The sequence below is a fragment of the Kitasatospora arboriphila genome (assembly GCF_039528095.1).
In the GTDB taxonomy this organism is placed as follows: domain Bacteria; phylum Actinomycetota; class Actinomycetes; order Streptomycetales; family Streptomycetaceae; genus Kitasatospora; species Kitasatospora arboriphila.
This window is the reverse complement of the sequence record NZ_BAAALD010000009.1, coordinates 33,207-46,234: the sequence shown is the minus strand read 5'-3', so window position 1 is coordinate 46,234 and position 13,028 is coordinate 33,207. Positions and strand designations below refer to the sequence as shown.

Below are 13,028 nucleotides of genomic sequence, written 5' to 3'. Positions count from 1 at the left end.
CGGGCCTCCTACGTGGCGGACCAGGTGTCCTGCGCTGCGGAACCGGCGGAACGGCGCCCGGCTCAGCCGCGGACGGCCGCCAGGACGGCCTCGGCCATGCCGCGCTCGCCCCGGGCGTTCGGGTGCAGCGGCGCGCCGCCCGCGGCCGGCAGCGCCGGCTCGATCCAGCGCTCGCCCTCCCCCGCGCACATGTCGTGGCCCGCCGACACGGCGGCGGTGTCCACGAAGACCGCCCCGGCCGCGGCGGCCCGCTCCCGCAGCATCCCGTTCAGCTGCTGCTGTTTCTCGGTGAGGAAGGCCAGGTCGGCGGCGGCGAAGCCGTCCCCGAGGGTCGCCCGGCAGGCCGCCGGATCGGCCGGCAGCAGCGCCGGGTACCCGACCACGTACACCCGCGCCGAGGGCGCCCGGCGGTGGATCTCCGCGAGGACGGCACCGACCTTCCCGCCCGCCGCGGCGACCTTCTGCTGCACCTCGTCCGGCCCGCCGCCGGCCGCGGCGTAGACCGCCCGGCAGGCCGAGGCCGCGCCGCCGGTGCCACCGCCGGCCGCGGCGGTGGCGCCGCCCGCGGCCAGGGTGGAGCGCAGGCTCTCCTGCGCGCACCGGGTGACGACGTCCATGAAGCCGGCGTCGTTGCCGCCGATCCCGACCGTCACCAGCCGGGTGGTGCCGGCGAGGGCGTCCAGCTGGGGCGGGTTGGTGCCGTCCGCGGTCCGCTGCGGGGCCGTCAGGTCGCCGGTGCGGGCGCCGCTGCAGCTGACGTCCCGGAACCCGGTGCCGGTCAGGCCGAGGCCCGCGGCGACCAGCGCCGGGTAGTTCACCCCGGAACGGGCGCAGCCCGCCGGTGTGCCGGTCTGCGGCGGCACCTTCAGGCCGGAGGTGTAGGAGTCGCCGAGGGCGACGTACGGACCGGCCGGCGACGGGGAGGCCTGCGCGGCCGACCGCCCCGGGGACTGCTGCTGCGCCCCGTCCGACGGCGGGGCGGGCGGCACCGCCCGCGAGCCCCCGTCCGCGCCGCAGCCGGCCGCGGCCAGCAGCACCGGCAGCAGGACCGCCACCAGGGCCGTCCCCCCGCCGTCGCGCCGTCGTGCCATGAGTCCCCCCGGGTCCGTTCCTGGTCGTCCCAACGTACGGGACGCCCGCGGAAGCTCCCGGACCCCGGGGTGGCCGTGTCGCACGGGCGGTCCGGTGCGCCGCCGTCGTGCGGGCCCGGTCCGGCCGGTCAGGGCCGCGGTGGCGGGGCCGCCGCGGCGCGCCCGGGCGTCACTCCGTGTCGCGCTCGTGCTCCGCGAGGAACTCCTCGAAGCGGCGGCCCAGCTCGTCCGCGGAGGGGAGGTCGGTCGCCTGGGCGAGCAGGCTCTCACGGCCGTCCGCGCCGGCGACCGCGTCGTACTGGCCCTCCATGCCCCGGATGGCGGAGCGCAGCTCGCCGTCGCCCTGCTCCAACTGCTCCTCGATCTCGGCGTACACCTCGTCCACCCGCAGCTTCAGCTCCGTACCGGGCAGCACCAGGCCCGTCGCGGACTGCACCGCCTCCAGGATCTGCACCGCGGCGGCCGGGTAGGCGGAGCGCGCGATGTAGTGCGGGACGTGGACGGCGAACCCCAGCACGTCGTGACCGGCCTCGGCGAGCCGGAACTCCAGCAGCGCCTGGGCGCTGCCCGGCACCTGCGCTTGGTCGAACCAGCGCGGGTAGCCGGGCGCCAGGTCCATCCGGGTGCCGTGCGGCGTCAGACCGACCGGACGGGTGTGCGGGACACCCATCGGGATGCCGTGGAAGTCCACCGCCAGGCGGACGTCGAACCGCTCGATCAGGCCGCGCACCGCGGCGGCGAACAGCTCCCACTCGGTGTCCGGCTCCGGGCCGGAGAGCACCAGGAAGGGCGCGCCGACCGAGTCGTGCACCAGCTGGAGGAGGATCTCCGGCGGGTCGTAGTCCGTCCAGCACTCGCGGTCGAACACCATCGCGGGGCGCCGGGCCCGGTAGTCCACCAGGCGGTCGTGGTCGAAGCGGGCGACGACCTGCGGCGCACCGTGCTCCAACAGGTGCGAGACGACCTGGGAGCCGGCCTCGCCGGCGTCCATGAACCCCTCGAAGTGGTACAGCAGCACCAGCCCGCCGTCGGCCTCGGCCGCGGCCTCCTGCGCCGCGGCGACCGCCTCGACACCGGTCGGCTCCAGCGCGTACAGCTCCTTGGGATCACGCACGGCGCACCCAACCCCGTTCCGTCTCGTCACGTCGATCGTTCGGGGCCGCCCGTTCGTCGGCACCGCCCCGGCAGGCGTCACGCGGACACCCGTCGATCACTCCAGCGTGCCCGGGGCCGCGGGAATTCCCGCGGCCGCCGCGTGTCTCCACCCCGCTTGCAGAATATTCTCACTTCGGACCGAAACGGCTGGTCGAAGGCGTCCGGACGGCTTTTCGGGGGCCGCCGGACCCCTTCCACGGCGTACCTCCGACACGCGCACGCCCCCGATCTCGCGCCGCGAAGTGACGCACCGCCTTCTTGCGGGTATCGTCCTCTCGCTGCCTCGCACCGTCGCGTCGTCGCCGCGCCGTCCGTGACGTCGCCGGCCACGCCCCGAACAGGTGTGTTGCCAGCCACCTTCTGCGCACCTTGCCTTCACTTGGCCGCCTGCTTCCCTTCGTGCTCTCGTCTCTCTCTCGGCCATCTCGCGGACGCACACTGTCCCCTCGCCCATCCCGCCGGTCCGGGTCGTCGATCCGTACCCGTTCCGGCACCGCGCTGCCCGTTTCCGGGCCGTCGCTCCCCGCCGCCCGACCGGCCCTGCCGGCGTGCGCCGACGGTGCGGCGGAGGCCCCGGAGCGGGGCGAAGACCAGACCCTCGACGCCGTGACCCCGGACCGAGGGACCCTCCGACCGCCGAAGGACCGAAGGATTCCGTGCCCGTTCCCGTCACCCTCATCGGCCGCACCGTGCGGCTGGAGCCTCTCGCAGAGCACCACGCGGAGGCACTGGCCGAGGCAGGTGCAGCGGACCGTACGACCTACGCCTTCACCCCCGTCCCGCACGGCCTCGAAGCGGCCAGGGAGTACATCGGGCGTGCCCTCGCCGACCAGGCCGCGGGCCGGTCGCTGCCGTTCGCGACCGTGAGCACCGCCGACAACCGGGTGGTCGGCTCCACCCGGTTCCTGGAGCTCGACTACTGGCAGGGCCCGCTGGTGTGGCCGCCGGTTCCGGGCGTGCCGTTCGGCGATCCCCGCGAGGCGGTGCCGGACGCCGCCGAGATCGGCAACACCTGGCTCGCCCCCTGGGCCCAGGGCACCGGCATCAACACCGAGGCGAAGCTGCTGATGCTGCGCCACGCCTTCGAGGCGTGGCGGGTGCAGCGGATCTCGCTCCGCGCCGACGCCCGCAACCTGCGCTCGCGCGCCGCCATCGAGCGGCTCGGCGCCACCTGCGAAGGGGTCCGCCGGGCCCACTCGCGCGGCCTGGACGGGGTGGTCCGCTCGACCGCCTTCTACTCGATCCTCGACGAGGAGTGGCCGGCCGTCCGCGACATCATCGAGCTGCGGATCGCCGCCGCCACCTCGCCGAGCGCCCCGGACCCGGCCATCAACCAGGAGTGTCTTAGACACGGCGGTCCGCTGATCCCCGCCTGACGGTCCGGTCGGCCGGGCCGGGCCGTCCGACGACCCCGTCCGACGGCCCGGCCCGGGCGCCGCGTGCGCCGGGGCCGGGCCGGCCGGGTCGGGCGGTTCGGGTGTGTACGGCTACGGCGTGCGTACGGCTGCAGCGTGCGTACGGCTGCGGGGCGGCGGGCTACGGCGCGTCCGGCCCGGGGGCGTAGGGCGGGCGGTCGGTGCGGCGGCGGGCCAGCTCCCGGACGTCCTCCGGCAGCTCGGCGACGTCCACCAGCAGCGGCAGCAGCGAGGCGTCGCCGGTGAGGGCGCGGAAGCAGTCCGCGACCGTGACGCCGTGCCCCGGCCGGTGCTCCACCGTGACCGGATCGCCGGCCCCGATCAGGCCCGGCTCGACCACCCGCAGGTAGGCGCCCGGCAGCGCCGCCTCGGTGAACCGGCGCAACCAGCGGCGCTCGTCCAGCCAGTACGCGAAGGTCGTACAGGGGATCCGCGGCACGGCGACCTCCAGCAGCACCTGCGGACCGATCCGCCAGCGCTCCCCGATCAGCGCGCCGTCGACGTCCAGCCCGGCGGTGGTGAGGTTCTCGCCGAAACTGCCGTTCGGCAGCTCCTTGCCGAGCTCCGCCGCCCACCGGTCGAGGACCTCCCGGGCGTAGGCGTACACCGCCTGGTCGTCGCCGCCGTGGTTGCGGGTGTCGAAGATCCGGTCGCCGACCAGGCCGCTGTGCAGCCCGGTGTGCTTGGGCCCCGGGGCGCGCACCTCCACCGGGTGGTCGACCGGGCGCTTGTCGATCCCGGTGCCCCCGGTCCCCGGCTTGGCCGGGTTGGGACGCGGACGGGCCAGATTGACGGTGAGCAGTGTCGGCATGCCGGGCAGCGTAGGCGCGGCCGCCCGCACCCGCAGCCCGATTACCGGCCGTCTCCCTGCTGACGGGGCGACACGAGCCGCTGACTCGACCGCTCCTCACGGGCCGTCGGGCCGGGCCCCGTGCGGGCGCCTCCCGGCCGGACCCCTTACCCTCGTGGGTCGGGTGGAACGGACGAGGGGGACCGGATGGGCTACCACCGCAACAACTGGCGCCAGGTGGCGGGGGCCGCCGCGCCGTTCGTCCCGGGCGGCCGGGCGATCCTGGGCACGGTCGACGCGGCCAACCGGCTGATCGACAAGGCGGACCGGCGCACCATCCCGTACGTGCGCGGCGGCCGCCCGCTGGTGGAGCTGCCGTGGCAGCCGCCCGGGCCGCCGCCGGACCCGCACCGCGCCGACGCCGTCGGCCGCCAGGTCTGGGACCTGCTCTTCTCCGGCGAACAGCACTACGGCGCCCGTGCCCTGCTCGACCACATCGGCAACCTGCTGATGCCGCTGCCGCCCGCCGAACTCGACCTGGTCGTGCGCCGCTTCGGCCAGCAGGGCCTGGACCGCTGGGACGCCCTCACCCACGTCAAGGACGCCGACGGCCGCTCCGCCTACGACTGGCGCCGCCAGCAGGAGCTGTTCGGCTGGCTGCTGCGCTCGGTCAGCCCGTGCGCCGCGATGCTGATCGGCACCGCGATGCCGTGCAGCCAGCCCGACTACGAGCCCGACTGCACCTGCGGGGAGCACGGCTGGGTCCTGCCGCAGGGGCCGTTCGCGCAGGTGGACGGCGCGTACTTCACCGAGCGGTGGCAGCGGGTCTCCGGCTCGACCGAGGCGATGAGCTGGCAGGACGTGGACCAGGGCAGGTTCGGCACCTGCTGGCTGCTGACCAGCGTCCAGGCGGTGATCCAGGCCAACCCGCACCACGCCCCGCGCCACCTCCGCCAGGAGGCCAACGGCACCGTCACCTGCACCCTCTACGACCAGGGCCGGCCGGTCGACATCACCGTGGTGCCCGACCTGCCCTACGGGCACGGCGTGCTGTGGGGCGCCAAGGGCCACAGCGACGACTCCCGGTACGCCGAGACCTGGCCCGGCTACTACGAGAAGGCCGCCGCCCGGTTCTACGGCGGCTATTCGGGCATCGCCGACGGCGGACACCCCAGCGACGCGCTGAGCCTGCTCACCGGCCGCCCCTCCCGCGAGGGCGAGATCGACCTCGCCAACCCCTGGCTCTGCCACGAACTCGCCGACCGGCGGGCCCGCGGCCAGGCCCTCACCGCCAGCACCCACGGCCGCGGCGACGACCGCGAGCGGCTGCACGGCGGCCGGCTGGCCGCGAGCCACGCGTACTTCATCAAGGACGTGGACGTGGCCGGCGGCCGGATCTGCCTCGGCAATCCCTGGGGCGACGGCGCCGATCGCCGGATGTGGGAGTGCTGGCTGACGCTCCAGGAGGTCCCGTCCTGCCTGCGGCGGATGAACGCCGTCGACACCTGGTAGCCGCGGTCGGCCGACGGCCGGGAGGCGGCCGGGAGGTCGAGAGGCGGCCGGGAGGTCGGGAGGCGGCCGGGAGGTCGGCGGTCAGAGGAGTGCGAGTGCCGCCAGCAGGTCGGCCGGGTCGTGGGGCGAGCGGGCCGGGTGGGCCTCGACCCGGGCCGCCACCGGGCGCCAGCCGGTCCGCGGCAGCGCCGCCACGTCGACGTCCAGCACCCCGCGGCCGGTACGGCCGTCCCGCAGGTGGAGCACGCCCTCGGCGGTGTGCATCAGCAGCGCACCCGTCCGGTCGTGGCGGGAGGTCCTGATGCGCTGCCAGTCCTGGTCCGTCCACCGCAGCTCGGGGAGCTCGACCGGCCGCGGCAGCACGATCCGGGTGCCGTCGGCCGGTCCCGGCCCGCCGTCCACCGCGCTGCCGGCCGTGCCGCTCCTCGTGCCGTCGCCCACGCTGCCCGCCTCCGGGGTCGCCCATCCCGGCAGCGCTTCCCTGGCCGCCAGCCAGGCCGCCGGGATGCCCGCCGTGCCGGTGTGCGCAGCGACCACCCCGCCGACCACGGCGGCCGTGGTGTCGACGTCGCCGCCGGCGGTGACGGTGTCCCAGATCGCGGCCGGATAGTCGTCCAGGTGCCGCGCGGCCGCCCAGAGCGCGAACGGCACGGTGTCCGCCGCACTGACGCGGCTGCCGTTGCCCAGGACCCGGGCGGCGGTGTGCGGGTCCGCGACCCCGGCCAGTCCGATCGCCTCGCCCAGCCCGTCACGGACCGCGCCACGCGGGGTGAGCCGCCGGACCTCGGCCAGGAAGTCCTCCGCCGCCGGCCGCTCGGCCCGCAGCCGGGCCCGGACGGCCAGCGCCGCGGCCACCGCGACGGCGATCGCACCGTCCACCGCCTGGGGATGGGTGTGGGTGATCACGGCGGTGTCCGCCGCCGGGCGGACCACCGCGGCGGGATCGTCGGCGTGCGCGGCGCCGAGCGGCGCGACCCGCATGGCCGCACCGTTCCCGTACGAGCCCTGCCCGTCGAAGAGCTCGGCGGCCAGTCCGCGGGCGTCGCCGCCCTCGCGGACCAGCCGGAGCATCCGGTTCGCGGCCGGCCCGTAGCCGCGGTCGAAGTCGTGCCGGCGGGCGAAGGCGTGGGTGAGGTCGAAGCCGTCGATCCGGCCGCGCTCGGCGAACCCGGCATGCACCGAGCAGGCCATCTCGGTGTCGTCCGTCCACGGCCACCTGCCCGGCGGAGCCTGTCGCCGGTCCAGGTACGGCCGGTTGGCGGGGACGAAGAACTGGGCACCGAGCGCGTCGCCGACGGAGAGGCCCTGCAACGCGTCGAGCGCTGCGGCGAGCCGGGGGTCGCCGGCCGGCCCGGAGGTCGGAGGGGCGGTGCGGCCCGTGGTCCGGGTGCGCTCCGTGGTCGGCTTGTGGTTGGTGGTCGGCTTGCGGTCGTCGGGCTCGCTCGGGCGGATGGGCTCGGTCATCACGGCCATGGTGGCAGACGGGTCGGACGGCCGACCAGGGCGTTTCCGGTCGTGCCGGTCCTTCGCCGCCGTCGGCTGCGGGCCGGGGCCGGGGCGGGGATCGGCAGCGGGCTCGGCGACGGGGGCTGGGCAACAGGGCTGGGCAACAGGGCTGGGCAACGGGGCTGGCCAACGGGGCTGGCCAACGGGCCTCAGCAGCGGGGGTCGATCTCGCGGAAGCTCGCGTAGTGGTCGGACGTCCAGTACTGCTCGCCGGCCGTCCCGGTGACGATGCGCCGGGTACCGCGGTCGTCGGAGTCCGGGGTGACGACGGTGTACTCGTGGTAGTAGCCGCTGGTGTGCCGCGGCAGCAGGCCCTCCCGGTTCTCGAACACGACCCCGTCCGAGCGGTACGGGTACGGGCCTCCCCGGGCGATCACGACGAGGGTGTCGTCGGCCTGGGCCGGGAGCCGGGTGCGGCAGACGTCGGCGATCGCCGGATCGCTCGGCAGCCAGACCGGGCTCGCGCCGCCCGTCGTGGGCCGGGGCGTGGACGTACGGGGGACGGTGCCGGAGACCGGAGCGGACGGTGTCCGGCCGGTCGGCGACGAGCCGGCGGCGGTGCCGCCCGGCGTGGGACCGGTGGTGGGATTCCTCGTCGAACCGGTGCGGTCGCCCAGGGCGTAGGCGGCCGCCGCAACGATCGCGAACACCAGCAGGACGGCGACGACGATCACGTGGTTTCGGCTGGTCATGGCCGACAGCTTGCCCGGTCGGCCGAGCGTGCCGGGCCGCGCTTCGCGCCGCTCTCACCCGTTCGGCCGCAGACGGAGTACCGGCCGCTACGAAGCGCTCCAGCTGCCGACCGCCGCCGGAGACCCGGTTGCGGGCACCCGCGCTGTGCGTGGCATGCCGTGGGTTGCGGTGGCATGCCGTGGGCTGCCGTGGCTCACCATGGGCGGATGCGGGCGGCGCCGGTCGTGGGGACGTCCGGGCTCGGAAAGGCCAGGGCTCGGAAAGGCCGCCGGGGCGGGAACGGACCCCATTGTCCGTTCCCGCCCCGGTTGCTACGTCCGACGGCTCTCCTGCGCCGAGCTCCGTCGAACGCCCCTCCCCTGCGGAGGGGGTGTGCGGTCAGCGATGGGACCGCGCTGCTTCGTGTCAGCGCGAATCGCTGCCCGCCGTCTCGATGGCGGCGCGGCCGGCCTCCAGGCGCGCCACCGGGATGCGGAAGGGAGAGCAGGACACGTAGTCCAGCCCCACCTCGTGGAAGAAGTGCACCGAGTCCGGGTCACCGCCGTGCTCGCCGCAGACGCCGAGCTTGAGGTCGGGCCGGGTGGCCCGGCCGGCCTCGGCGGCGTGCTTGACCAGCGAGCCCACGCCGTCCCGGTCGATGGTCTCGAACGGGCTGACGCCGAAGATGCCCTTCTCCAGGTAGGCGGTGAAGAAGCTGGCCTCGACGTCGTCGCGCGAGAAGCCCCACACCGTCTGGGTCAGGTCGTTGGTGCCGAAGGAGAAGAACTCGGCGGCCTCGGCGATCTGACCGGCGGTCACCGCGGCGCGCGGCAGCTCGATCATGGTACCGAGCTTGATGTCCAGCTTCACGCCGGTGGACTGCGCGACCTCGGCGAGCACCCGCTCGCACTCGTCGCGCACCAGCTCCAGCTCCTGGACGGTGCCGACCAGCGGGATCATCACCTCGGGACGCGGGTCGCCGCCGGCCAGCTTGCGCTCGGCCGCGGCCTCCGCGATCGCCCGGACCTGCATGCCGAACAGGCCGGGGATGACCAGGCCGAGGCGGACGCCGCGCAGGCCGAGCATCGGGTTCTGCTCGTGCAGCTTGTGCACCGCCTGCAGCAGGCGCAGGTCGTTCTCGTTCGGGTCCTTGCGGGCCTCGGCGAGGGCGACGCGCACCGACAGCTCGGTGATGTCGGGCAGGAACTCGTGCAGCGGCGGGTCGAGCAGGCGGACGGTGACGGGCAGGCCGTCCATCGACTGGAAGAGCTCCAGGAAGTCGCCCTTCTGCAGCGGCAGCAGGGAGGACAGGGCGAGCTCGCGGTCCTTGTCGTTGTCCGCCAGGATCAGGTGCTCGACCTCCTTGCGGCGCTCCTCGCCGAGGAACATGTGCTCGGTGCGGCACAGGCCGATGCCCTGGGCGCCGTACCGGCGGGCGCGGTTCGCGTCCTCGGCGTTGTCGGCGTTGGCGCGGACGGCGAGCCGGCGGCGGACGTCGGCGTGCGCCATCAGCCGGTGCACGGCCTGGACGAGCCCGCCCTGGACGTCGGCGCCGGCGTGCAGGGTGCCCTCGAAGTACTCGACGACCGGGGACGGCAGCACCGGGACCTCGCCCAGGTACACCTTGCCGTTGGCACCGTCGATGGAGACGACGTCGCCCTCGTGGACGACCTGGCCGCCGGAGGTGGTGAACTTGCGGTTCTTGGTGTCGACCTCCAGCTCCTCGGCGCCGCAGACACAGGTCTTGCCCATGCCGCGGGCGACGACGGCCGCGTGCGAGGTCTTGCCGCCGCGCGAGGTCAGGATGCCCTCGGCGGCGATCATGCCCTCGAGGTCGTCCGGGTTGGTCTCGCGGCGGACGAGGATGACCTTCTCGCCGGAGCGGGACCACTTGACGGCGGTGTAGGAGTCGAAGACCACCCGGCCGACCGCGGCGCCGGGCGAGGCCGCGATGCCGAAGGCGACCGGCTTGGTCTCGGAGGTCGGGGCGAAGCGCGGGAACATCAGCTGGGCCAGCTGGCCGCCGGTGACCCGGTGCAGCGCCTCGTCCAGGTCGATCAGGCCCTGGTCGACGAGCTGGACGGCGATGCGGAAGGCGGCCGCCGCGGTGCGCTTGCCGACGCGGGTCTGCAGCATCCAGAGCTTGCCGCGCTCGATGGTGAACTCGATGTCGCAGAGGTCGCGGTAGTGCGTCTCGAGCGTCTGCATGATGGTCATCAGCTCGTCGTACGACTTCTTGTCGAGCTGCTCGAGGTCGGCCAGCTGCAGGGTGTTGCGGATGCCGGCGACGACGTCCTCGCCCTGCGCGTTCTGCAGGTAGTCGCCGTAGACGCCCTGGGTGCCCGTGGAGGGGTCACGGGTGAAGGCGACGCCGGTGCCGGAGTCCTCGCCGAGGTTGCCGAAGACCATGGTGCAGACGTTGACCGCGGTGCCGAGGTCGTTCGGGATGCGCTCCTGGCGGCGGTACAGCCGGGCGCGGTCGCCGTTCCAGGAGTGGAAGACGGCGTAGATCGCGAGGTCGAGCTGCTCGCGCGGCTCCTGCGGGAACTCCCGGCCGGTCTCGCGCTTGACGATGCCCTTGAAGGTCGCGACCAGGCCCTTGAGGTCCTCGGCGGTCAGGTCGAGGTCGTTCTCGGTGCCCTTGGCCTGCTTGGCCTCGTCCAGGGCCTCCTCGAACAGCTCGCCGTCCACGCCCAGCACGGTCTTGCCGAACATCTGGACCAGGCGGCGGTAGGAGTCCCAGGCGAAACGCTCGTTGCCGGACTGGGCGGCGAGGCCGGCCACCGAAGCGTCGGACAGACCGATGTTCAGGACGGTGTCCATCATGCCGGGCATGGAGAACTTGGCACCCGAACGGACCGACACCAGCAGCGGGTTGTCGTGCTGCCCGAGCGTCTTGCCCATCTCGGCCTCGAGGGCCGTCAGGTGCTTGCTGATCTCCTCGTGCAGGGAGGCCGGCTCACTGCCGGTCTCCAGGAAGACCTTGCAGGCCTCGGTCGTGATGGTGAACCCCGGAGGGACGGGGAGACCCAGATTGGTCATCTCGGCCAGGTTCGCACCCTTGCCGCCAAGAAGATCCTTGAGGTCCTTGTTTCCTTCGGTGAAGGAGTAAACAAACTTCTGCTTCGCCGCCACGGGTCGGTCTCCTCGCACACGGTTGCCCTGACGCCGGAGAACATACCCATTTCAAAGGCGCTTTCGTGCCGCCAATAGGCCGTACGCGCTTGAGAACCACTCGGCACCCAGCAGATCGAATGCCCGAGTAGGCATTCACCTGTGTTGATGAAATCGTCCGGTTGACGCTAGCTACCGTTCAAGTAGTGAAGGCATCGAAACACGAAGATCATACGAACCGGACAGAGAGTGATGGCCGAACGTCGAGTCTGTTGCCCCGGTTTGATTTCCTGCAGCCAGCCGCACCGATCGGACCGACGACCCCTTCGGGAAGCGATTCACGTTGTCGAGGCCTTCCGGCAACCTGACCGGCCGTCAACCACTCAGACTATGTGGCAAGCGTCACGAGCGCATCTCAGCCTTCGAGCGCCCATGATCGCGCGCGTCGTGACTGCGAGTGTCCAGAGTAGTCGCTTTGTGTAGCGGAAATCTGCCAGAAAGGAGCCCCCTTGGCCAGATCGGACAAGAGGGCTGGTCCGGAGCGGCAGATGGCCGGTCGAGGCTAATTTCGACCAGCCGTACAGATCATCCGCCAGATGTGTCCGATTCGGCGTCAACGGAGGGCACCGCGCAGTCGTACGGATCGTCCAACCAGCCCTCCGGCAGTACCACCCGGTTGTTGCCGCTGGTCCGACCGCGCGGACCGTCCGCCCCGGCCGGCCACACCTGGGCCTGGTCGATCTGCTGCAGCAGCTCGGCCATCTCGGCGAGGGAGGACGCGTTCGCCAGTCGGACCCGGAGTTCGGACCCGACCGAGAAACCCTTCGTGTACCAGGCCACGTGCTTACGGAAATCGATCACACCGCGGGCCTCGTCACCGAGCCACTCGCCGAGCAGTTGGGCGTGGCGCACCATGGCACGGGCGACCTCGCCGAAGGTCGGGCGGGCGTAGTCGACATCGCCCTCGAAGACCGACACCAGGTCCTTGAAGAGCCAGGGCCGGCCGAGGCAGCCGCGACCGACCACCACGCCGTCGCACCCCGTCTCGCGCATCATCCGCAGCGCGTCGTCGGCCGACCAGATGTCGCCGTTGCCTAGCACCGGGATGTGAGCCGGGACCGACTCCCGCAGCCGGGCGATCGCCGACCAGTCGGCGGTGCCGCCGTAGTGCTGGGCCGCCGTGCGCCCGTGCAGGGCGATGGCCGAGACACCCTCCTCGGCGCCGATCCGGCCCGCGTCCAGGAAGGTGATGTGGTCGTCGTCGATGCCCTTGCGCATCTTCATCGTCACCGGCAGGTCGCCCGCATTGGCGACGGCCTCCCGGAGGATGTCCCGCAGCAGGTTGCGCTTGTACGGCAGCGCCGAGCCGCCGCCCTTGCGGGTGACCTTCGGGACGGGGCAGCCGAAGTTCAGGTCGATGTGATCGGCGAGCCCCTCGTCCGCGATCATGCGGGCCGCCTTGCCGACGGTGACCGGGTCGACGCCGTACAGCTGGATCGACCTGGGCTTCTCGCTCGGGTCGAACTTGATCAACTGCATGGTCTTGGCGTTGCGCTCGACCAGCGCCCGCGTGGTGATCATCTCGGAGACGTACAGCCCCTTTCCGCCGCTCTGCTCCCGGCACAGCGTCCGGAAGGGAGCGTTGGTGATCCCTGCCATGGGTGCCAGCACGACCGGCGGCCACACCTGCATCGGGCCGATGTTCAGCGGGGCGAACTCGGCTCCTGCGGCGGACGCGGGCTGGGTGGGCTCACCGGTGGCTTCGGCGGACCC

At 73.4% G+C, this 13,028-nt stretch carries 8 protein-coding genes and 1 pseudogene; 2 read left to right on the top strand and 7 right to left on the bottom strand.

Going from position 1 to position 13,028, the window contains the following annotated elements; genetic code table 11:
- Positions 1-62: 62 nt before the first annotated feature.
- On the bottom strand, positions 63-1,091 hold the full coding sequence (locus ABD353_RS07300) for an SGNH/GDSL hydrolase family protein (RefSeq protein ID WP_344622652.1): 1,029 nt from the start codon (positions 1,089-1,091) through the stop codon (positions 63-65).
- 169 nt (positions 1,092-1,260) lie between these two features.
- Positions 1,261-2,205 (bottom strand): PAC2 family protein, encoded by a 945-nt coding sequence (locus tag ABD353_RS07295; protein WP_344622651.1) that lies wholly within the window; start codon positions 2,203-2,205, stop codon positions 1,261-1,263.
- 697 nt (positions 2,206-2,902) lie between these two features.
- On the opposite strand from ABD353_RS07295, the gene ABD353_RS07290 reads away from it, so the two are divergent.
- The gene (locus ABD353_RS07290) at positions 2,903-3,622 is read left to right on the top strand and encodes a GNAT family N-acetyltransferase (protein ID WP_344622650.1); all 720 of its coding nucleotides are present in this window, start codon (positions 2,903-2,905) and stop codon (positions 3,620-3,622) included.
- A gap of 160 nt (positions 3,623-3,782) precedes the next feature.
- Here ABD353_RS07290 and ABD353_RS07285 read toward each other — a convergent pair whose 3' ends face one another.
- Positions 3,783-4,472, bottom strand: coding sequence for an MOSC domain-containing protein (locus tag ABD353_RS07285; protein WP_344622649.1), 690 nt, complete (start codon positions 4,470-4,472; stop codon positions 3,783-3,785).
- Between the two features lie 186 nt (positions 4,473-4,658).
- On the opposite strand from ABD353_RS07285, the gene ABD353_RS07280 reads away from it, so the two are divergent.
- Positions 4,659-5,963 carry a C2 family cysteine protease gene (locus ABD353_RS07280; protein WP_344622648.1) on the top strand — a complete coding sequence of 435 codons (1,305 nt, stop codon included), beginning with the start codon at positions 4,659-4,661 and terminating at the stop codon, positions 5,961-5,963.
- Between the two features lie 453 nt (positions 5,964-6,416).
- Here ABD353_RS07280 and ABD353_RS07275 read toward each other — a convergent pair.
- The 4 genes and pseudogenes from ABD353_RS07275 to dusB form a co-directional block, all read right to left on the bottom strand.
- Positions 6,417-7,274 (bottom strand): annotated as a pseudogene (locus tag ABD353_RS07275) (ADP-ribosylglycohydrolase family protein); the annotation flags it as partial.
- Positions 7,275-7,618: 344 nt separating this feature from the next.
- A complete protein-coding gene (locus ABD353_RS07270) occupies positions 7,619-8,161 on the bottom strand; it encodes a ribonuclease domain-containing protein (protein ID WP_425555092.1) in 543 nt (180 codons plus the stop codon).
- A 406-nt stretch (positions 8,162-8,567) separates the two neighbouring features.
- Complete coding sequence (gene ppdK / locus ABD353_RS07265; protein ID WP_344622647.1) at positions 8,568-11,276, bottom strand: pyruvate, phosphate dikinase; 2,709 nt, start codon at positions 11,274-11,276, stop codon at positions 8,568-8,570.
- A gap of 564 nt (positions 11,277-11,840) precedes the next feature.
- Entirely contained in the window at positions 11,841-12,947 is a 1,107-nt protein-coding gene (dusB, locus tag ABD353_RS07260) for a tRNA dihydrouridine synthase DusB (protein ID WP_344622748.1), read from the bottom strand.
- Positions 12,948-13,028 lie beyond the last annotated feature (81 nt).